Annotated in this window: 16 protein-coding genes and 1 other RNA gene; 9 read left to right on the top strand and 8 right to left on the bottom strand. The window is 70.5% G+C overall.

The features are described 5' to 3' along the window. Window positions 1–13: 13 nt before the first annotated feature. Window positions 14–463: a GNAT family N-acetyltransferase gene (locus EZ242_RS05540; protein WP_135284145.1), complete on the bottom strand. Its 450-nt coding sequence runs from the start codon at window positions 461–463 to the stop codon at window positions 14–16. A 93-nt stretch (window positions 464–556) separates the two neighbouring features. On the opposite strand from EZ242_RS05540, the gene EZ242_RS05535 reads away from it, so the two are divergent. After that, window positions 557–871 (top strand): hypothetical protein, encoded by a 315-nt coding sequence (locus EZ242_RS05535; RefSeq protein WP_135284144.1) that lies wholly within the window; start codon window positions 557–559, stop codon window positions 869–871. A 47-nt stretch (window positions 872–918) separates the two neighbouring features. Then, a complete protein-coding gene (locus tag EZ242_RS05530; protein WP_135284143.1) occupies window positions 919–1,698 on the top strand; it encodes an alpha/beta fold hydrolase in 780 nt (259 codons plus the stop codon). Between the two features lie 7 nt (window positions 1,699–1,705). Here the strand turns inward: EZ242_RS05530 and EZ242_RS05525 are convergent, their stop codons facing one another. From EZ242_RS05525 to zapB, 4 genes are all read right to left on the bottom strand, one after another. Next, the gene (locus tag EZ242_RS05525) at window positions 1,706–2,521 is read right to left on the bottom strand and encodes a sulfite exporter TauE/SafE family protein (RefSeq protein ID WP_135284142.1); all 816 of its coding nucleotides are present in this window, start codon (window positions 2,519–2,521) and stop codon (window positions 1,706–1,708) included. 96 nt (window positions 2,522–2,617) lie between these two features. Further along, window positions 2,618–2,797, bottom strand: a non-coding RNA gene (ssrS, locus tag EZ242_RS22685) — 6S RNA. Between the two features lie 119 nt (window positions 2,798–2,916). Further along, entirely contained in the window at window positions 2,917–3,237 is a 321-nt protein-coding gene (locus EZ242_RS05520; RefSeq protein ID WP_135284141.1) for a cell division protein ZapA, read from the bottom strand. 31 nt (window positions 3,238–3,268) lie between these two features. Beyond that, complete coding sequence (gene zapB, locus EZ242_RS05515; RefSeq protein ID WP_135284140.1) at window positions 3,269–3,484, bottom strand: cell division protein ZapB; 216 nt, start codon at window positions 3,482–3,484, stop codon at window positions 3,269–3,271. 82 nt (window positions 3,485–3,566) lie between these two features. Between zapB and EZ242_RS05510 the strand changes: the two genes are divergently transcribed. From EZ242_RS05510 to EZ242_RS05485, 6 genes are all read left to right on the top strand, one after another. Then, window positions 3,567–4,397 carry an ABC transporter substrate-binding protein gene (locus tag EZ242_RS05510; RefSeq protein WP_135284308.1) on the top strand — a complete coding sequence of 277 codons (831 nt, stop codon included), beginning with the start codon at window positions 3,567–3,569 and terminating at the stop codon, window positions 4,395–4,397. Continuing rightward, window positions 4,390–4,977, top strand: coding sequence for a bifunctional adenosylcobinamide kinase/adenosylcobinamide-phosphate guanylyltransferase (locus tag EZ242_RS05505; protein ID WP_135284139.1), 588 nt, complete (start codon window positions 4,390–4,392; stop codon window positions 4,975–4,977). Before EZ242_RS05510 ends, EZ242_RS05505 begins: the two co-directional genes overlap by 8 nt. 261 nt (window positions 4,978–5,238) lie before the next feature. Further along, window positions 5,239–13,749 carry a two-partner secretion domain-containing protein gene (locus EZ242_RS05500; protein ID WP_135284138.1) on the top strand — a complete coding sequence of 2,837 codons (8,511 nt, stop codon included), beginning with the start codon at window positions 5,239–5,241 and terminating at the stop codon, window positions 13,747–13,749. An 11-nt stretch (window positions 13,750–13,760) separates the two neighbouring features. Next, window positions 13,761–15,203, top strand: a complete 1,443-nt coding sequence (locus EZ242_RS05495) for a FecR family protein (RefSeq protein WP_135284137.1) — start codon at window positions 13,761–13,763, stop codon at window positions 15,201–15,203. Window positions 15,204–15,207: 4 nt separating this feature from the next. Beyond that, on the top strand, window positions 15,208–16,779 hold the full coding sequence (locus EZ242_RS05490) for a ShlB/FhaC/HecB family hemolysin secretion/activation protein (RefSeq protein ID WP_135284136.1): 1,572 nt from the start codon (window positions 15,208–15,210) through the stop codon (window positions 16,777–16,779). A 231-nt stretch (window positions 16,780–17,010) separates the two neighbouring features. Continuing rightward, window positions 17,011–17,445, top strand: coding sequence for a universal stress protein (locus EZ242_RS05485; RefSeq protein ID WP_135284135.1), 435 nt, complete (start codon window positions 17,011–17,013; stop codon window positions 17,443–17,445). 30 nt (window positions 17,446–17,475) lie between these two features. On the opposite strand, the gene EZ242_RS05480 is transcribed toward EZ242_RS05485, so the two are convergent. The 3 genes from EZ242_RS05480 to EZ242_RS05470 are packed head-to-tail and all read right to left on the bottom strand — an operon-like array spanning window position 17,476 to window position 20,675. Next, the gene (locus EZ242_RS05480; protein WP_135284134.1) at window positions 17,476–17,775 is read right to left on the bottom strand and encodes an antibiotic biosynthesis monooxygenase family protein; all 300 of its coding nucleotides are present in this window, start codon (window positions 17,773–17,775) and stop codon (window positions 17,476–17,478) included. A gap of 27 nt (window positions 17,776–17,802) precedes the next feature. After that, entirely contained in the window at window positions 17,803–19,284 is a 1,482-nt protein-coding gene (locus EZ242_RS05475) for a glutamine synthetase family protein (RefSeq protein WP_135284133.1), read from the bottom strand. Next, on the bottom strand, window positions 19,281–20,675 hold the full coding sequence (locus EZ242_RS05470) for a Rieske 2Fe-2S domain-containing protein (RefSeq protein ID WP_135284132.1): 1,395 nt from the start codon (window positions 20,673–20,675) through the stop codon (window positions 19,281–19,283). Before EZ242_RS05470 ends, EZ242_RS05475 begins: the two co-directional genes overlap by 4 nt. Window positions 20,676–20,788: 113 nt before the next feature. On the opposite strand from EZ242_RS05470, the gene maiA reads away from it, so the two are divergent. Further along, entirely contained in the window at window positions 20,789–21,430 is a 642-nt protein-coding gene (gene maiA, locus EZ242_RS05465; protein ID WP_135284131.1) for a maleylacetoacetate isomerase, read from the top strand. The last annotated feature ends 16 nt before the right edge of the window (window positions 21,431–21,446 follow it).

Genomic DNA, 21,446 nt, shown 5'->3' with positions numbered 1-21,446 from the left:
GCCGTGACGGCCGTCAGCGCTGCCGGATCATGTAGCGCACGAAGTCGTCCGCCTGCGTGAAGCGGTCGTAGAGGCGCCGCGCCGCGAGGTTGTTCTCCTGCGTCATCCAGTACACGCGGGCCCAGCCTTCGGCGCGCATCGCATTGCGCAGCCACTCCAGCAGCGCGGTGCCGATGCCGCGCCCGCGCGCCGAGGGCAGCACGTACAGGTCCTCCAGGTAGCACACGGGCTGCGTCTCCCAGGTGTTCTCGTGTACCACGCAGTGCGCGAAGCCATACACCTGCTGCTCGACCTCGGCCACCACGCACATGATGGCCGAGTCCGGGTCGAGGATGCGGGTCCAGGTGCGCGTGGTCACCTCCTCGGGCAGCACGGTGCCGTAGAAGCTGCAATAGCCGCGCCAGAGGCTGCGCCAGGCGGCTTCGTCACCGGGCAGCGCGGCGCGGATCACAACGGGGGTCATGCGGGCATTGTGCATGGCAGCAGCGTTGCGTCGCGTCCCGCTCGCGGCAGCGTCCTACACGAGGCGGCCGCGGCGGCTCCCTAGCATGCCTGCATGACCCCGACCGAAGCCCCCCGCCGGCCCGTCGATCTCGCGGGCGAATCCGTTGCCGGTGAAGAAGACCCGGGTGCGACGCTCGACCTCGCGGCGCCCGCCGTTCGCGCGGGCGCGCAGGACGGCAGCAAGCCCGGTGTCGATGCCCCGCGCGCGACGCCCCCCATGGCGCCGGGCGACGAAGCGCCCCCGGGCACGCCCGGCACGGGCGAGGACGTGTGCCCCCGTTGCGGCGGCAGTGGCCGCATCGACGCAGGCCCATGTCCCGACTGCGCCGGCACTGGCAAGGTGAATGTCGGCATCGGCGGCGCCTGAGAGGCTGCGGGTGGACTCGGGCCGTTCGCGTCGCGCGGCCTGAGACGATGCCTGGCGCGCTGCCGCCGCGGCAGTTCGTTGCGACGAGCGCCGGCCGCCTCGAGTTCGTGCGCTCCGGGCGAGGCCGCCCGACCTGGCTCCTCTTCAACGGCGCGGGCATCGGCCTGGAGGGTTGGCAGGGCCTGTATCCCGCCATCGAGCAGTTCGGCACCGTGTTCGCTTGGAACCGCTTCGGCCTCGGGCGCAGCGACCCGCCGCGCGCGGCGCAGACCGGAGACGGTGTGGTCGCGGTGCTGCGCGAGGCGCTGGCGGCGCTGTCGCTGGAGCCGCCTTACGTGCTGGTGGGCCACTCGCTCGGCGGCCTGCATGCCCACCTGTTCGCGCGCCGATATCCCGAGCAGGTGGCGGGGGTGGCCTTGCTGGAGGCCACGCATCCTGAGGAACAGGACCACGGGCGCGGGCACGAGTCGCGCTTGGTGCAGGTGCTGGACCGCCTGTTCCCTCTGCCGAAGGTGCGCTTCAGGGCCAACCTGGAGGCCGAGTTGCGCTGGCAGGCCGAGACCGCGCGCGAGGTGCGGCAGGCACCGCCGTTTCCGCCCGTGCCGCTGGTGGTGGTCACCGGCGCGCAGGCGCCGCCCCGATGGCTGGCCGACGCGCAGGCGGTGGAGCGCCGGCGCCTGCACCAGCGCGAGCTGGCGCGACTGTCCCCACAGGGAGAGCAGGTGATGGCGTGGCGGTCGGGGCACTTTCCGCAGCGCACCGAACCGCAGTGCGTGCTGCGCGCGCTGCGTTCACTCGCGGCGCGCGTGGGCGCTCAGAAGCCGTGAAGGGTCTTCAGGCCGTGAGGCCCTTGTAGGCCATGTAGGCCGCCAGCAGGTACAGCACCGTGGCGAAGACGCGCTTGAGCGGCTTGACCGGCAAGGCGTGCGCCGCGCGTGCGCCCAGCGGCGCCGTGAACACGCTGCCCGCCGCCACGACCACCAGCGCCGGCAGCCAGATGTAGCCGAAGGAGTAGGCCGGCAGGTTCTCCACCGCCTGGCCGCTCACGACGTAGCCGACGACGTTGGCCAGCGCGATGGGAAAGCCCAGAGCCGCCGACGTGGCCACGGCGTTGTGGATGGCGACGTTGCACCAGGTCATGAAGGGCACGCTGATGAAGCCGCCCCCCGCGCCCACCAGGCCGGAGAGGAATCCGATCGCACCGCCGGCCGCGAGCTGCCCGCCCGTACCCGGCATCTGGCGCGTGGGCTTGGGCTTCTTGTCCATGAACATCTGCGTGGCCGAGAAGCCGACGAAGGCCGCGAAGAACAGCGCAAGCCACGAGCCCTTGAGGAGGGCGAACACGCCCAGGCTGGCCACCAGGCTTCCCAGCACGATGCCGGGCGCGAGGCGGCGGGCGATGTCCCAGCGCACGGCGCCGCGCCTGTGGTGCGCGCGCACGCTGGCGACCGAGGTGAAGATGATGGTGGCCATGGAGCTGGCAATGGCCATCTTGACGGCCAGCTCGGCCTCGACGCCCCGGGCGCCGAGCATGTAGGTGAGGAAGGGCACCATCACCATCCCGCCACCGATGCCCAGGAGCCCGGCCAGGAAGCCGGTGCCGATACCCAGCAGCACGAGCTGCGCGATGAGGAGGGGTTCGAGAGACATCCGCCGCCGGTTCTTCTTTTGTTATGAGACTTCTTTGTTCTTCTTGTGTGCCGTCCGGACGAACGGAACCCAGGGAGCAACAGCCTAGGGAGAAAAAAGGCGTCTGCAAGTGCCACCGGACCGGCATCCTGAACCAGGGGTTCAGGTGGGCGAGGTCAACCCCGCGTTGGGTTCATCTGACGCGAGACGATCACGCTCGCGAGGTTTGTTCCAAGCCCGAGCTCAGAGAGCATTGGTTCAAGGAAATATAAAGCCCGGCACGCACTGCAGACACGGGGGGATTGTAGGGGCATGCATGCCGCGTGGGGTGCGCAAGCCCCATGCGTTTCGAGGGGGCTGGAGGGTCCGGCTTGACAAGCGAGGCGCGAAGCTCAACTGCCTTGATCAGTCACGATTCAGAGCAGCCGTCCGTCGTCTGCGAGCGCGTGGTCGAGCCGATCGAGCAGCTGCGCGAGGCGCGGATGGCTGGCCGGCGCCGCGCTCGGCGTTGTCGCTGCTGCTGCGGCGGCGGCCGCCGGCCGCTCGCCGGCGTCGAAGGCGAGGTTGAGGGCGGCCAGCACGGCGATGCGGTCGCGCGCCTTGACCTTGCCGGCGTCGCGAATGCGGCACATGGCCGCATCCACCTTGTCCACGGCTTCGCGCAGGCGCGCCTCGCCGCCTTCGGGGCAGGCCAGCAGATAGCTCTGGCCCATGATCTGGACTTCAACTTGTTTCATGGCCGCCATTCAGGGCTTTCCAGTGGCCTTGTCAGGCCGCGTTCTTCAGCGTGGGCAGGCGTTCGAGCAGCGCGTCCACCCGCGCGCGCGCAGCGGACAGCCGCGACTTGAGCGATTCGCGCTCCTGCGTGAGCGAGTCCACCTGCTGCTGCAGCAGTGCGTTGGTTCTTTGAAGCTCCTCGTATCGCACCAGCAGGCGCTCGATGCGATCGGCGAGCTGGTCGATCTGGGAGGAGGGTGCGGCCATGGCGGCAAATTGTAGGGGGCGGCCCGCGCGGCGCTCCTAGAATCGTTTCCACGGTGTGGCTGCCATGCCGCAGCCGCTCGCCATGACGTCCGCCTCCCCCTCGTTGCCGCCCACTCTGCTCGGCCCCCGCCGCATCGTCTGCCTGACCGAGGAAACCACGGAGTGGCTGTACCTGCTGGGCGAGGAGGCGCGCATCGTGGGCATCTCCGGCTACACCGTGCGTCCGCGCCGCGCGCGCCAGGAGAAGCCGCGCGTGAGCGCCTTCCTGAGCGCCCGCATCGACCAGATCATGGCGCTGGAGCCCGATTGCGTGCTGGGCTTCTCGGACCTGCAGGCGGACATCGCGAGCGAACTGGTGCGCCGCGGCGTGCAGGTCACCGTCTACAACCAGCGCAGCGTTCAGGACATCTTCAACGTGCTCTGGCAGCTGGCCGCCATGGTGGACCGCGCCGCCGAGGGCCAGCGGCTGCTTGCCGGCATGCGCCGGCGGCTGGGCGAGATCGCCGCGGCGGCCCGGGCCCTGCCTCGAAGGCCGCGCGTGTTCTTCGAGGAATGGGACGAGCCGCCGATCAGCGCCATCCGCTGGGTGAGCGAACTGCTGGCGATTGCCGGAGGCGAGGACTGCTTTGCCGAGTTGTCGCGCCATCCCCTGGGCAAGGACCGCATCGTTCGAGACCCCGCCGAGATCGTGCGCCGCAACCCCGACATCGTCATCGGCTCCTGGTGCGGCAAGAAGTTCAGGCCCGAGCGCGTGGCCGCGCGCCCCGGCTGGGCGCAGGTGGCCGCGGTGCGCGACGGGCAGCTGTTCGAGATCAAGTCCGCCGACATCCTGCAGCCCGGTCCGGCCGCGCTCACCGACGGCGTGGAGCAGATGGCCCGCATCGTGGCCGACTGGAGCCGGCGCCATGGCTGAACTGCAGGTCGTGCGCAGCGAGTTGATCCTGGGCACCGGCAGCGGCGGCCGCAGCGCGCGTGCGCAGGCCCTGGCGGTCGCCTGGATGGACGCCGCGCCCGCGCACCGGGCCATCTGCATCGACACCGCGCAACCCTGGGACGACGAGCTGCGCGAGCTGATCGAGCGTTGCCGTCGGTCGGGTGCCGGCAATGACCGGCTGCCCCGGCTGGAGCAGCCCACCGAACTGGCGCACGCGCTGGGCATCCACAGCCGGCCCGACACCTTGATCGTGGTCGATTGCCTCAGCTTCTGGCTCACCGCCAGCCTCATGAAGGCCATGAGCCCCGACGACTCCTCGCCCGAGGCGCCCCCCATCACGCGCCGCACGCCGGTGCGCCTGGCCGATGCGGTGCAGGCCTGCGCCGGGCCGCTGGTCCTGGTCAGCAACCACATTGACATCGGTGGCCTGGCGGGCCAGCCCGACCTGGGGCGCATCGTCGATACGCTGGGCGCGCTGGAGCAGCAGGCCGTGGCGGCCTGCGAGCGCGTGACGCTCATGGCAGGCGGCCTGCCCCTGACCATCAAGAGCCATGCATGACGCCGCGCGCCGGCGTCGAAAGCACGGCTGCCGCGAAGTACTTCACGCGCGCGGCGCCTTGCCGACGGCGTGACTGTGGCTTCGGCGCCACCGGTTCGCCACTTTCAGGCATTCGCAAGCATTCAGTGGCTTGCCTGAGTTGCTGCTGAGCCTTGTTGAAAACCGTATCCAAACGTATTCTCCAGCACAGTTACAAGCTTTAGAGCCTTTGCCTCCGCCTCCGCTGTCATCGAGGCCGACGGGCGTTCGGCAGGAGTCGTCATGAGGAAACCGGGGATCATCCGCAGGCCGCGCCTGAGCGCGCTCGCCATTGCCGTGCAAGCTGCCATGGGCCTGCCGGCCTGGGCGCTGCCGCAAGGGGCGCAGGTCGTGAGCGGGCAGGTGGCGATCTCGCAAGGGGCGCCCGGAACCTTGCAGGTCACGGCCGGCAACGGCGCCATCATCAACTGGCAAAGCTTTTCCCTCGGCGCGGGTGAACTCGCGCGCTTCGTCCAGCCCTCCGCGCAAAGCGCCGTCCTGAACCGCGTCACCGGCGCGCAGGCCTCCGAACTGCTCGGGCAGTTGCAGGCCAACGGGCGTGTCTTCCTGATCAACCCCAACGGCATCGTCGTCGGCAGCGGCGCGCGCATCGACACCAACAGCTTCGTCGCCTCCACCCTGGACATCGCCGATGCCGACTTCCTGGCCGGCCGCATGCGCTTCATGGCCACCGGCAGCGCCGGGGGCATCCGCAACGAAGGCCTGATCACCGCCGGCCCCGGCGGCAAGGTGGCGCTGATCGCCCCGGACATCGTCAACAGCGGGATCATCCAGGCGCCTGGTGGCGAGATCCTGCTGGCCGCGGGCCGCAGCATCGAGATCGCCAGCACGGACCAGGCCGGCGTGCGCTTCGAGGTCCAGGCGCCGACCGACTCGGTCCTCAACCTGGGCAAGCTCCTGGCCGACAACGGCGCCGTGCGCGCCTTCGCCGCCACGCTGCGCAACGCGGGCGAGATCCGGGCGGACCGCCTGGTGCAGGGCGCCGACGGCCGCATCGAGCTGGTCGCCTCGGGCGAGTTGCAGCTCATGGCGGGCGGCGTGGTGAGCGCCAGCGGTGGCACTGGTGGACAGGTGCGCGTGCAAAGCCTGGGCGGCACCACCCGCGTGGGCGGAACCGTCGCAGCGACGGGCGACGCCGGCACGGGCGGCTCGGTGCAGGTGCTGGGCGAGCGCGTGGCGCTGGATGCCAGCGCGCTCGTGGATGCGAGCGGCGCTGCGGGTGGCGGCCAGGTCCTGGTCGGCGGCGACTACCAGGGCGCCAATGCCCAGGTGCAGAACGCCAGTCGCGTGAGCGTGGCCGCGGGCGCCCGCCTGCGGGCCGATGCCACCGCACAGGGCGACGGCGGCCGCGTCATCGTGTGGGCCGACGAGAACACCCGCTTCGGCGGCGCCATCTCCGCGCGCGGCGGCGCCCTGGGCGGCAACGGCGGCTTCGCCGAGGTCTCGGGCAAGCAGAACCTGAGCTTCACCGGCAGCGCCGACCTGAACGCGCCGCGCGGCGCGCTGGGCACGCTGCTGCTGGACCCCATGGACATCGTGGTCGCCATCGGCAGCGGCATCCTGCCCACGGTGACCGACGAGTTCGCGGACTTCGCCGACAACGTGGTCACCATCGACCCCACGCGGCTGGCCGCGCTCGGCGCCAACGTGACGCTGCAGGCCTCGCGGCACGTGTTCATCAAGGACCGCATCGCGCTTACTGCGGCGGGCGCGGGGATCACGGTGCTGGCGGGCGGGGCAGCGGCGGATGCGGGGGGCATCTACCTGGAAGAGGGCATCACGACGGCTGGCGGCGGCGTCAACCTGTCGGCCCAGGGCATCCACGGCACGGGAGACATCAGCACCTCGGGTGGGAACGTGAGCATCACCGCCACGGGAACGCTCGCCTATGCCGGCGCGATCCGCTCGGGTGGCGGCGCCGTGAGCCTGGTCTCCACGGGTGGCTCGGTCAACTACGCGGACGTCGACGCCGGCGCTGGCCGCATCGATGCGAGCGGGCGCCTGGGGGTGTCCGGGGGGACCTACCGGAGCTCGGGCACGGTCGCGATGACGGCCGCAGAGGGCGGCATCACGCCGAGTGCGGTCACCGCCTCGGTGGTGGACCTGCAGGCACGCGACGGCGTCGGAGCTTCCATCAATGCGAGCGAGCGCGTGAACGCGAGCTCTGCGCAGTCATCGGTGTTGCTCTACGCGCTCGATGCCAGTGTCCTGCGTCTCGGTACTGTGAGCGGCTCCCGCGTCGATCTGTACGCGCCCGACGGGGTGGCGCAGGCGGCAGGCGGCTCGGTCACCACTTCGTCGTTGTCCATCGATTCGGCCAATGGCTCGGGAAGCATCGGAACTGCGGCGGCGCCACTGGTGCTGCTGTCACGGATGGTGGGTGACGCTCCAAGCCCGGTCAGCCTGTCGATGGAGAACCTCGGGGCATCGGCGCATGTCCGGCTTGGCGAGAGCAGCAAGCTCTACAGCCTGAAGCTGGATGGAACCGTCGCCGCACTAGGTGCCTCCACGCTGTCGGGTGGCACGAACATCGCAGGCTGGAGCTTCGGCAGTGCCAACGGTTCGCTCACGGTATCGGGCGCCACGATGCTGAACTTCGGCGGCAACTTCGAATTGCGGGTGCGTGATGGCGGCGTCAACCTGCCGTCGCTGAACCTGCAGGAAGGTGGCGCCATCATCCAGGCCGCCGGCCCGGTGACCCTGGGCACCGTCGTCACCGGCCGCGCCTCGACCGGCAGCTTGGATCCGACGCTGTCGGTGTCCACCGGCCTGTGCACGCTGTGGTACCAGGCCTGCGGCACGAGCAACTCGATCGCCTTTCAAAGCATCGACGCCGGCACTGCCGGGCATGTGAGCCTGGCAACGAACGACAACGGCAGCATCACGGGCGGCAGCATCCTCGCGCGCAGCCTTTCCGTGGATGCTGGCGGGCTCTACGCCACCGGCTACTCGTACAGCGTCGGCAACCTTTACAAGGCCACCGACAACCTGATCGACATCGAGTCCGTGAGCACCACCGGTGCCGCGACGATCAACAATCTTGGCAGCGGCAACATCGTGCTGCGCTCGCTCAGTGCCGGGGGGCAGGTGCAGGTCCGGGCGGGCCAGTCGCCCTATTGGGTGACTGCCAGCTCTCAGGAGCGCACCTCGAACAGCATCAGCATCGCAAACGTCGACGCCGCCGCCCGCACCGGTGGCTTCTCCGTCACGAACAACGGCACGGGCGGCCTGTCCGTCACGGGTGGCGCCTGGCGCAGCGGGAGCATCAGCCTGTTCGCCAATGACGGCAGCATCGAGGCGCTCGGACGCCTGGAAAGCCACACCAGCGCCACCCTGAGCGCGACCCAGGGCGCGGTTTCGGCGGGCACCGTCGTCGCCCGTGGCGCGGTGTCGCTCAACGGCACCGGCGGGGTCATCTTCGACTCGCTTCAGTCGACACAGAGCAATGTCATCCTGCAATCGCAGCAAGGATCCATCTCGGCGCGCGGCGATGCCGGCATCGAAGTGCGTGCCTGGACTGACGTGACGATCGACGCGGCGGGAGCCATCGGCGATTCCGCGCTGGCGAATCCGCTGGACATCCGCTCCGACCTGAGCCGCAGCGTCACGCTGCGAGCGGGGAGCGACATCGGCGCACAGGCCAGGGCGGTCCGGGTGGACACCTCGGGGACCATCGACGTCACGAGCACGGCAGGCGAGTTCCACGTCGCGGCCCTCGATCTCGTGGGCAGTGCCGGTGAGCGGACCGTCTCGACCATTCGACTGTCGGCGTCGGCCGCGGGCGTGGGCGCGGGCGACAGCGCGAGCTTCACGTCGGCGGGGCTGGACATCACGGCCACCAGCAACGGCACATCGCTCGAGCTGGGTGCCATCGCAACAGCGCAGACGCTGCAGGGCCTGCGCTTCGACGGCCGCGAGGGCGCGCTGTCCTTCGGCAACGTGGCCCTGACCGGCACCGGTTCGCGAACCCTGGAGCTCGCCGGCGAGGGCGGGCTGGTGCAGGCGCCTGGCGGGAACATCCTCGCGGGCAACATCAGCCTGGCCGGTGGCGCCGGCGTGAGCGTTGGCAACGTGGCCTCCACCGCCACGGCGCTGCAGACGGGCGTGGGCATCGTGAGCAGCGGCACCGTGGCGACGGGTGACCTGAGCGGCAGGCAGGTGGTCGTGACGGGCGCAGACCTCTCGCTCGGAACGGTGAGCAGCACGGGAACCTACCGGACCTACTGGGGTGGCAGCGAAGGCATCACTCTCACGGCGACGTCCGGCAACCTGAGCACGGCGGGCGCGGTCACCAGCGCCACTTCGGCCAGCCTCACGGCGACTGGTGCGGTGAGCATCGCCGCAGGCATCGGCGCGGTCACGGGAGGCAACAACTCGTCGTACTGGGAAGGGACCGACACCGTCGCCATCGGTGGGGCATCCCTGGCCGCCGGCAACGTCGCTGCCCACGCGGTCGACCTCGACGTGCAGGGCCTGGCCACGGTGCGCGACGTGGCGTCCACGGGTAGCCTGAGCTTCGACGGCGGCGACCTGAGCGCCCGGCAACTGAGCGGTGGTGCCATCCGCTTCACCGGCAACGACCTGCTGGTAGAGCGGGGCATCAGCGGCGGCTCCATCGAGTTCACGGGCCACGCCATCGTGGCAGCCACCGCCCAGGCCACGGGTGACCTGCGCATCACGGCCGATGGGGCTTTCGACGCCGGCGCGATGGCCATGACCGCCAACCGCGCCTTCATCTCGGCGGGCGGTGACCTCACGATCGGGAGCCAGGCGCCGCTTGCGGCGAACGAGGTCACCCTGACCACGAGCGCCGGATCGGGGGGCCTGATCGATGCGCAACTGGACCGGCGCGATATCAACACCACCCGCTACGCCACCAGCCGGCTCACTTTGAATGCGGACTCGCGCTTCAACGTGGATGCCGCCAACACGCAGCTGACCGATCTGGACATCACGGCCCGGTTCGCCGCTGCCACGAACGGGGGCGACAGCCGGGTACGCACGTTCTCGCAAGGCCTGCTGGACTTTTCCGCGACCACGCAGGAGTTCACCATGTCCAGCGTGGAGGTCCAGCGCATCACCGCCAGCTCGCTCTTCGGTGGCCTGAGCCTCGATCCGCTCCGGAACTGGAACATCACTTATCGAGACGTGGCCGCCGCAGCGGTACCGGGCGACATCTACGTCAACGTCGACCACGACATGGCCGGCTCCGTGGCGATGTCCTTCGCTTCCGACACCGCGCTGACGGTGGGCAGCAGCCTGGGCCTGCTGGGCCAGCCCGGCACCCAGGGCTACGAGACGGGCGGCACGATCACGCTGCAGGACGTCCGCACCTACGGCGGCGCCCTGACCGCGCGGTCGCGTGCGGGCGACATCTCCCTCGGCTCGGTGGACACCCGCGGCAGCATCGCGGGCGGCAACGTCACCCTCACCAGTGACCAGGGCAACATCGTCCAGCAGGCCTTCGGGTCCGGCATCACGGTGGGCCTGACCGACGGCGAGGTCAGCACGGGCGTGGGCGGCATCGTCACGCTCAACGCGGTGGCCGGAAGCATCCATGGCACGCCCGGAATCGCCGCACTGATCGGCGGCGGTGCACCGCTGAACGTGACCAACGCGCTCACCCTCAATCTGAACGCACGCAATGACATCGACGTGCGAGCCGACGGCGCGTCGCTGGCCGCCCTGGACATCCGCACGAGCGTGGGCGGCACGGGAAGCGTCAGCGTGTGGAATGGGGTCAGCGGTTCGGCGCTCGGCGCTTTGAGCGTCGTGCGCGACACCGGCGCCGGCGCATTGCGCTTGTCCGGCGTCACGACCAACACCCAGGCCGCTGCCCTGTCGCTGACGGCCACCGATGGAGGCATCCAGGTGGACAGTGACCTCACCGGCCTGAGCAGCCTCGCGCTGGCAGCCGGCGACGGCGATCTCACCATCGCCGCCAGCGCCGGGCCCCGTGTCGTGGCGGCCAGCGGCAGCGTCGCTCTGAGCGCTTCGGGCAACCTGTCCCTGAGCTCCGGTGGTGTCGGTGACACCCTGCAGCTCACGTCGGGCGGACAGCTCCAGCTCAGCGCCGGCGGCAACCTGTCCATCCTTGCCGGCGACGCCAGCGTGCTCGTGTCAGGCGGCAACGTCGGCGGCTACTTCCAGAGCATCACGGCCGGCGGCGACCTCACGGTTCGCGGAGGCACAGGCACCGGTGCCTCGGCCCATGTGCTCACGGGCTCGGGCGGCTCGCAACAGCTGACCGCGGGCGGGGCGATCACGATCGCGGGCGGCAGTGGCCTGGGCAGCGCAGCGCTGGTCGAAAGCAGCTTCACCGATCAGTCGGTCCAGGCCAGCTCGCTGCGAATCGAAGGTGGCTCGGGCGTCAATGCCTCGGCCAGCCTGCGCCACGTTCCGGGTGGTGGCGGCACCCAGACCCTCACCCTGAGCGGTGACCTTGTGGTGCAGGGCGGCAATGCGGTGAACCAGGGCAGCGGCGCTTCCGCGCAGCTGCTGGGCCAGACACAGAACCTGGCCAACATCGGTGGTGGCGTGCTCGTGGCCGGAGGCAGTGCCCAAGACAACACGGCGGCCATCACGGCGCTGGGAAGCCAGAGCCTGGGGCAGTACTGGGGCAACGAAACGGATTACATCCGGGTGCAGGGCGGCACCGGGCAGGGCGCGTTCGCCCGCATCGCCGCAACCGGCTCGCAGACGCTGCATGCCGGACACGACGCCGCGAATCCGGCCGCCGTGGGTGACATCGAGGTCCTCGGCGGGTCCGGCCTGAACGCCCGGGCCGAGCTCACTGCCGGAGGGTCCCAGACCATCGGCTCCACGAGCACCTACTGTTCCTGGAGCAGCTGCTACCGACCCACCCGCGACATCAAGGTGGCGGCAGGAATGGGCGAGGGTGCCGCAGCGGTCATCAGCGCCAACGGAACCCAGAACGTCCTGGCAAGCCGAACCATCAAGCTGATCGGCGGGCAAGGCAAGAACGCCACAGCGGAGGTGACGACGACGGGGGCCCAGGCCATCGGATCGGCTGGCACCAATTACGCGGACGCCACCGACAACGTCCTGCTGCAGGGCGGTACGGGCGACGGAGCCTCGGCATCGCTCAATGCCGGCGCTTCGCAGACCGTGCATGCCGGCTATGCGATCGCCCTGGCCGGTGGCACCGGTACCGACGCCGACGCCCTGATCGCCAGCGCGGCGAGCGGCCAGTCGATCGGCCACCTCGCAAGCGGGTACTCGGGCAGCTATGGCTACGCCTACGACAACACCGACCTCATCACCGTGACCGGCGGCAGCACCGGCTCCGCCGCCCGCATCACCAGCGGCGCGGGGCAGAGCGTGCAGAGCTCGGACCAGATCACGCTGCAAGGCGGCACAGGCGCCGGCTCGCAGGCGCAGATCGTCGCCAGCGGAAATCAGACGGTCACCGCCTGGGGCGATTTGCGCATCGCCGGCGGCACGGACAGTGGCACGGGTATGGATGCGACGGGCATCGTCCTGCTCGCGGCCGGCGACCAAAGCGTGGACGCCGGCGGCTCGCTTTTCCTGTCCGGCGGGGCGGGCGCCACGGATGTCGGCATCCGCCACCTCGGAACGAGCGGTGCGCAGACGGTGCAGGCGACGAGCGGCATCGCGCTCTCGGCCGCGCTGGCCTCGAGCGGTGTCGTCGGCATCGACAGCAGTGCCGGCGCGCAGACCGTCAGCACGGGTGGCGTGCTGTCCCTGGACAACCAGGGCGCAGCGGCGGTGCGGGTCCTCGCCAGCGGCGGGCAGCAGACGGTGGAAGCGCAGTCGATGTCCATCGCGCTGGCCGGCACCCAGGCCAACGCCTTCGCCGGCTTGCGCACGGCCGCCGGTTTCGACCAGGAAGTCACGCTGGCTGGCGACGGCCTCACGGCGGGGACCGCCAGCCTCACGGTGCGCAACACCAGCACCGGCGCCAACGCCGTGGCGGGAATCCAGTCGGGCGGCGCGCTGTCGCTGCGGGTGACGGACGACAACTACGACACCGCCGGTGCCGTGCAGGTCGGCCACACCGCCGACACCGGCCGCTCGGAGATCAGCGCCGCCACCGACCTGGACCTGGTCGCTGGTTCGCTGACCCTGCAGGGCGGCGCGACCGCCACCGCCGTCGCGGCCCTCAATGCGCCCGGCACCATGAACGTGAGTTCGCTGTACGGCGGCGTGCAGCTCCTGGGCGGCGCGGCCGGCGCGGCGGGCATTGATCCGTTACTGCTGAGCGTGGTCTCCAACGGCTCGGTCCTGCTGCAGGGTGGCGGGTCGGCAGCGGCGACAAGCACCATCCAGGCCGGCACCTTCAACCTGGCTGCGACGGCAGGTGACCTGAGCCTCGTCAACAGCATCGGCGGCGCCACCATCAACGCCACCACCTTCAGCTTCACCGGCCCGAACGCACTGAACCTCAATGGCGGCACGATCACGGTCAGCAACACGGGGGCCATCAGCATCGACGGCGTGTGCGTCAACTGCGACACCAACCTGATCGGCACCTTCTCCATCCGCTCCTACGTCGCGCCGCCACCGCCACCTCCGGGGCCCGGCACCGCCCCGGGCACCGGCTCAGGAAGCGGCCCCGCCGCCGACTACGTCACCCAGGTGGCCAACAACGTCGCCATGCTGACCGATGCCTGGGGCAACAGCTTCGAGCTGGTGCTCCTGGAAGACGGTACGGTGAACTGGCGGCCGACGCGGCGCAACCAGTGCCTGTGAGGAGGGTGGACATGAACCTCGCTCACCTCACCGCCCTCCTGCGCCTGCCGCGCGTGCTGCTGCTGGCAGCCGCCTTCGCCGGATCGGTTCACGCCCAAGCACCCGCTCCCGCGCCCGCCGGCCAGGTCACGCACGTGCAGGGCATGGCCACCGCGCAGCAGCCCGACGGCAGTTTCCGTTTCCTGGGGCAGGGCGACGCCGTGCTCGAAGGCGACACGCTCGCCACCACCGAGCGCGGCTTCGCCGTGCTCACCTTCCGCGACGGCAGCAAATACACCCTGCGCCCCTCCAGCGCCTTCACCGTGGAGCGCTTCGCGCACGGCGAGGGCCAGGAGGCCGCGTGGCTCAAGCTCCTCAAGGGCGGCGTGCGCGTGGTGACGGGCCTGGTGGGCAAGCGCAACCCCGCGGGCGTGGAACTGCGCACGCCCACGGCCACCATCGGCATCCGCGGCACCAGCTTCGACGCGCGCCTGTGCGGCGACGATTGCCGCAGCGAGAGCGCCGCCACGGCCGGGGCCGCACCGCCAGCGCCGGTCGTTCCCGTCGCAGCCCGCGTGGTGCAGCTCAATGGGCAGGCCAGCGCCTTCAACCGCGAGCGCGTGAGCCGCAGCCTGGCGGTAGGCGGATCGGTGTTCGAGGGCGAGGAGGTGCGTACCGGCGAAGGCAGCACCATGGTGCTGGGATTTCGCGACCAGTCGGTGGTTTCGCTCAATCCCAACACGGTCATGCGCGTGACCAGCTTCCGCTTCAACCAGCCCGGGGCGCAGAACGAGTCGACGCTGGGCCTGCTGCGCGGCGGCATGCGGGCGCTCACGGGCCTGATCGGCAAGCAGTCGCCGGACGCGGTGAAGATCAAGACCGTGACTTCGGTCATCGGGATCCGCGGCACGGGCATGGACATCCTGTGCGAAGGGCCCTGCGTGGACCCTGAACTCGGCCTGCCACCGCCCCCGCCGTCCGAGCCCGGTGCGGCGCCCCGGCCCGAACATGGCCTCTTCATGGTCACCTGGGAAGGCACTCCCTATTTCGCCCTCGGCCCGCTGGACGTTCCCCTGGACCGCGCCGGCCACATCGGCGCGGACAACATGCCGCGCATCCTGCTGAGCGTTCCGGAGTTCATGCGGGCCTTCGCCGCGCTGCGTCCGGACACGGTGGCCGTGGACTGGCCGCGCCTCTTCGCCACGGTGGACCCGGGCGGCGCGGACGGCCTCTACGTCTATGTTCGCGATGGCCACGTCTACCTGCGCTCCGGCGACTCGGTGATCGACCTTGGCCCCGGCGAGGCCGCCTGGTCGGGCAAGACGGGCGAGGCGCGCCGCATCGACCCGGTGCCCGGCGCGCTCACGCTCGACCCGACGCCGATCCCCGACAACTTCAGCGGCCTGTCCGGCCCGCTCATGCACCTCTTCGGAGTCACTGTCGGCCGAGCCGGCACGGACATCTGCACGCCCTGACGACATGAATCGCGATCCGATCTCCACGCCGCGCCTGGCGTCCCTGCTGCTGGCCGCCGCCCTGTCGTCCCCGGCGGCCCTTTGGGCCCAGGCGGCCGAGCCCACGCTGGACGTGCAGCGCTACACCATCGCCGGTCCGCTGCCGATTTCGCAGGCGCAGGCGCAGTCCGCTGTGGCCCCCTTCATCGGCGCCAAGCGCACGCTGCGCGACATCGAGGCCGCCGCGCAGGCACTGGAGCAGAAGCTGCGGGACGAGGGCCATGCCTTCCAGCGCGTGTACGTGCCGGCCCAGCGGCCCACCGGGGGCGAGGTGCGCCTGGAGGTGGTGCAGTTCACGCTGGGCGAGATCGACATCAGCGGCATGCGGCATTTCGACGAGGCCAACATCCGCGCCAGCCTGCCCACGCTGCGCCCCGGCGAGCCGCCCGACGTGGAGCGCGTGGCCGCCGACGTGATCGCGGGCAATGCCAACCCGGCCAAGCAGGTCAGCGTCACCTTCCGCGAATCGCGCCAGCCTGGCGCGGTGGACGCGGTGGTGCGCGTCAAGGATGCGCCGCCCACCGCCTTCATCCTCGCGAGCACGCTCAACGAAGGCCTGCACGGAACCGGCCCGGACAACGACATCCTGCGCGTCACGGCGGCCTGGCAGCACTCCAACCTCTTCAACCGCGACCACGTCGCCACGCTCACCTACACCACCGACCCGCGCGACGTGGGCAGCGTCAAGCTTTTCGGCGCCTACTACCAGGTGCCGTTCTACGGGACCGCGACGACGGCGTCGGCCTTCTACGCCGAGTCGGACGTCAGCTCGGGCCGCGTGCTGCAAGGCGCCAACTACTTCGACATCAGCGGCAGCGGGCGCTTCTGGGGCCTGCGGGCGACGAAGGCCCTGCGGCGCCTGGGCGGCCTGCAGCCCAGCGTGTCGGTGGCGCTGGAGGACCGCCTCTTTCGCAACAGCAGCACCTTCAACGGGGTGCAGATCCAGCCGGACGTGCGCTCGCGCGTGCTGGGTTTGCAGGGCCAGTTGCGGGACGATGTGTCCTGGGGCCAGTGGAGCGCCTCGCTCGAATGGTCCGGCAACCTGGGTGGCGGCAGCGCCAACACCGAGGCGGCGCACGCGGCCAATGGCGGCGAGCGTGACTGGAGCCTGTGGCGCTGGTCGGCCGATGCCGTGACGGTGGTTTCCAGCTGGCAACTGGCCGGGCGGGTGCGCGGCCAGCTCACGGACACGCGGCTCGTTCCCGGCGAGCAGTTCGGCCTGGGCGGCAGCAACTCGGTGCGCGGCTTCGCGGACCGGGTGGTGGCCGGCGAGCGCGGCCTGCAATGGAACCTGGAGGCCACCGGCCCCGGGTTGATGCAGACCAGCGTGCGCCCGGTGGTCTTCATCGAGGGCGGCCAGGTCAAGGCCCTGTCCAGCGGCCGGCAGGAGAACCTCGCGGCGGCGGGAGCGGGCATCCGCTGGGGGCAGAGCGGCTGGCAGCTGTCGGCGGACCTGGCCCGCGTGCTCAGCGACGCCTCCACCGCCCCGGACCCGCGCGCCGTGCGGCTGCACCTGGGGCTGCTGGCGCGGTTCTAGCGGCTCACGCGTGGCTTCGAACGGCGCGGGTTGATACACCTTCCCCCTCTGGGGGAAGGCCGGGATGGGGGCCTCGAGAGAAGTGGCATGGCCGGCGCGCGGCCCCTACCCCAACCCTCCCCCAGAGGGGGAGGGAGCAACTTCGCTACCGCCCACTGCGGGTTTCCTCGTCTGCCGCCGCGCTTGGATCGGGGTCATCCTGCGCCCATCCACACCATCGGGAGCGAGCGCATGTACAAGCGAATCCTTTTGGCCTATGACGGCAGCGACGCGGGCCAGAAAGCCCTGCTCAGCTGCCGCGAGCTGGCCCAGTGGAGCGGTTCCGAACTGGCCCTGGTGGCGGTCATGCCGTCCACCATGAGCTTCGTCGGCCTGGAAGGCGGCGTCTACGACGTGGAACTGGAGGAGCGCGAGCGCACCAAGTTCAAGGCGGTCCTGCGCGATGGCCTGAACCGCCTGGAAAGCGCGGGCTTCGCGGCGCGGGGCGAAGTGGTCGTCGGCGAGGCGGTCGAGGAGATCACCAAGTACGCCCGCAAGATCGAGGCCGACCTGATCGTGGTCGGCCACAAGCACCTGGACAGCTGGGCCGCGCGCTGGTGGCGCGGCTCCATCTCGGGGGCGCTGATCGAGCATTCCCCCTGCAGCGTGCTGGTGGTGATCCTCTGAGCGCAGGAAGGCGGACTGCCTTCCTTCACATCAGCTCTTGGCCAGCAGGGTGAAGTGCTCCACCAGGGGCGGTGCCGCGAAGAAGGGCCCCACGATCGCACGCCACTGCGCGAAGAGCGGTCCTTCCCGGAAGCTCACGGTGTGATCTTCCAGCGTGTCCCAGAAGATCTGCAGCAGGTAGCGCTGCGGCGTCTCGATGCACTTGTTGACCTTCCAGCCGCGCATGCCCTGGGCCTTCGCGATGACCGTGGCGAGGCCATGCTGGATGGCCTGGTCGAATTCGGCTTCGCGGCCGGGGTGGATGCGGATGTCGGCGATCTCGAGAATCATGGTTCTTCTTGATGGGGCTAAGGGAAATCAGATGCGGCTGAAGTACTCGCGGCGCTGCCAGTCCTCCGGGTCCTTGGCCTGCTCCAGCCGCGTCTGCTCGCTGCGCTTGATCTGCAGCAGGTAATCGACGAAGGGTTTGCCGAAGGCGGCGGTGAGGTCCGTGTCGGCCTGCAGGGCCGAGAGCGCCTCGCCCAGGCTGGTGGGCAGCAGGGCGTCGGCCGTCGCATAGGGCGTCTCCGTGGCCGGTGGCGGCGCAAGGCCCCGCTCGATGCCGTCCAGGCCGGCGTGGATCTGCGAGGCCATGTACAGGTAAGGGTTGGCCGCGGGTTCGCCGATGCGGTTCTCGATGCGCGTGGCCGCGTCGCCGCAGCTTCCCACCAGCCGCAGCATGGCGCCGCGGTTGTCGCGTCCCCACAGGGCCGACTGCGGCGCCAGGGCGTTGGGGCGGAAGCGCCCGTAGCCATTGGCCGTGGGCGTGCAGAACACCGCCATGCCGCGCGCGTGGGCGAGCAGCCCGGCCAGCCACTGCGCGCCGATGTCCGACAGGGCGTGGCGCGCGTTCAGCGGGTCGGTGCCTTCGGCCGGGGCATCGCGCCGGAACAGGTTCCTGCCCGTGGCCAGGTCCACCACCGACTGATGCAGGTGCCAGCCGCTGGACATGATGTTGGGAAAGGGCGGCCGGCACATGAAGGTGGCGTGGTAGCCCGCGCGCCGCAGGGCCTGGCGCACGCTGCTCCGGAACAGGACCATGCGGTCGGCCGCGGTGAGCGCGTCGGACGCCTCGAACACCGCTTCCACCTGGCTCGGACCGAGCTCGATTTCCAGGGACGTGAGCGGCAGCTCGAGCGCCTGCGCCGTTTGCTGCACGATGCGAAGCGGCTCCTCGGCCATGTCGAACCAGCCCTCGGTGAGGAGGTTGTAGCCTGGGTGCACCATGCTGACCTCGGGCGGCAGGCCCGGCCACTCGGCGCGCTGCGGGTCCAGTTGCGCGCCGGTGTCCTCGATGCGGTAGATGTGGAACTCCACCTCCAGGCCGCACTTGAAGCCCCAGCCGCGCTGGGCCAGGCGTTCGAGCGCGCGCTGCAGCACCCGCCGGCTGTCGAGGTCCACGGGGCTGCCGTCCTGGAACCAGGGCTGGCCGCGCAGCCAGCCGGTGCCGTCGGCCCAGGGCAGCACGCGCAGGCTGGTGGGGTCCCCCAGCAGCATGAGGTTGCTGGCGCCCTGAAAGCCGGGAAGGGAGGCGATGCCTTCGGGCTCGAACACCTTGTAGGCGGTGCGGTCGCCGCTGTCCTTGAGCATCAGCGTGCTGACCATGCCGACGCCGTCGCGCAGTGCCGGCACCACCGCGCGCGCGGTCAGGGTCTTGCCGCGCGTGACGCCGTGCAGGTCGCACCAGACGACGCGCACCAGCTCCAGGCCGTGCCGGTCGATCTCGCGCGCAAGGCGCCCCAGCGCGGCTTCGCGCGCCTCGTCGTGGACGCCGCAGCGCTCGGCGAAGCTCGGGCTCATTCGGCCGCGACCGGCGTCGAGGCCGGTGCCGCCGTCCCGGCCCAGGGCGCGCCGTCGCGCTTGGCCTGCACGCGCTCGCGCCACCACTGTGGCCAGGCGCCGGCCGGGGCGATGCCATCGACCGTGTCCGGACCGCGAAGCTCCGGCGCGCGCGCCGGATCGGCCGCGCCCGGGGCGCCGCCTCCGGCCTGCACGGCTTCGATGGCCTGCATCAGCATGCGGCGGTTGGCCATGATCACCTTGTCGCTGGTGCCCAGGTGCTCGCGGGTGCGGTCCTGGATGGGGCCCATGCTCTCGACCGCCCATTGGTCGTGGACGTTGATGTCGTCCTCGCCCATGCCCAGGAAGGTGCGGCTGGCCTGCTCGGCCGGGTCGTAGCCCCACTGGTTGTGGCGCCCCGAGGTGGGGAGGTAGTCCGGCAGCTGGGTGTACTTGAGGCGCTGCGCGCGCATGGCCTCCTTGTCCACCGGCCCGGCGAAGCTGGTGAAGACCGAGTACCAGTAGGTGTGCGTGTCGTCCACCGGCACGTGCATCTGCGTGATGGTGAGCGTCTCCGACAGCGGGATGACGAAGGTGCTGGGGAACACCGCCTGCGTGACGCGCACGTGCGTGAGCTCGGGGGTCATGGGCCGCAGGGCCGTGAGTTGCAGGCCCCAGGGGCGCGGCTCGAAGCTGATCTCGGGCCGGTGGAACTCGCGCATGATCCGCGTCATGGGCCAGCGGTGGCCCTCGGCCTCGCCGACGCTGGCGCTGCGGAACTGCTTGCCGCCCGCGTTGTCGCCGATCTCCTCCAGCGCCTCGTCGCTCAGGAACCGATGCAGGAAGGACGGGTGCGCCGGATCGATCCCCACCTCGAAGGCCTGCAGCCAGTTGCAGTGCCACAGCCCCTTGAAGGCGAAGGTGTGCGTGCCCGGGGCCACGAAGGCGTCAAAGTCCGGCAGCGGCGGCGGCGTGCTGCCCTCGGCGCCCAGCCAGCCGAAGAGAATGCCGCTGCGCTCCTGCACGGGGTAGCTGCGCTGGCGCACGCGTTCGCACAGGCGGCTGCCCACGGGCTCGGCGGGCGTCTCCAGGCAGCGGCCGTTCACGTCGAACTTCCAGCCGTGGAAAGGGCAGCGCAGGCCGTCGCCCTCGTGGCGCGCGAAGTTGAGGTCGGCGCCCCGGTGCGGACAGTCGCGGTCCAGCAGGCCCCAGCGACCCTGGGCATCCTTGAACAGCACCAGGTCCTGGCCCAGCACGCGAACGGCCTTGGCCGGGCGCTGCAGCATGCGCGGGTCGAGCGCGGGGTTGAATTCGTCGAGCAGCGCTACGGGCTGCCAGTAGCGGCGCATCAGCTCGCCGCAGGGCGTGCCGGGGCCGATGCGGGTGATGAGCTCGTTCTGTTCGGCTTTCATGGGGTACTTCCTTCACGTCTGCAAGGGGTGATTCTGACCCCAGCCGGGGCAGGGCGGTCAAGCCGGCGGCCGAATGCGTTCGAGAATGCATGGCCGTTTATGCTTGCAGGGCCATGAAGCTGTACAACTACTTCCGATCCTCCGCGTCCTTTCGCGTCCGCATCGCGCTGGAGCTCAAGGGCCTGCCCTACGACTACGTTCCCGTGCACCTGGCCAAGGGCGAGCACCTGCAGCCGCACTATGCGGCGGTGTCGCCCACCCGGCTCGTGCCCACGCTGGTCAACGACGCGCAGGAGCGCCTCGGGCAGTCGATGGCGATCATCGAGTACCTCGACGAGGTCTATCCCCAGCCCGCGCTGCTGCCCACCGACGCCGTCGGCCGGGCGCAGGTGAGGGCGCTGGCGCAGCTGGTCGCCTGCGAGATCCATCCGCTGAACAACCTGCGCGTGCTCAAGTACCTGGTGCGCGAGATCGGCGTGTCCGAGGACGCCAAGAACAGCTGGTACCGCCACTGGGTGCGCGTCGGCCTGGAGGCCTTCGAAGCCGAGCTGGCGCAGCTGCCGCCTTCGACCTACTGCTGGGGCGAGACGCCCACGCTGGCCGACTGCTGCCTGGTGCCGCAGATCTTCAACGGACAGCGCTTCGGCGCGGACTTCTCGGGCCTGCCGCGCACCATGGCCGCCTTCGAGGCCTGCATGCAGCTGCCGGCCTTCCAGAAGGCGCAGCCCTCGAGCTGCCCGGACAACGAGCCCTGAGATTTCCGAGCCCGAA

The organism is Ramlibacter rhizophilus (assembly GCF_004681965.1).
GTDB lineage: Bacteria > Pseudomonadota > Gammaproteobacteria > Burkholderiales > Burkholderiaceae_C > Ramlibacter > Ramlibacter rhizophilus.
Note: the sequence above shows the minus strand (reverse complement) of the source record. Positions and strands in the feature narration are given on the sequence as shown.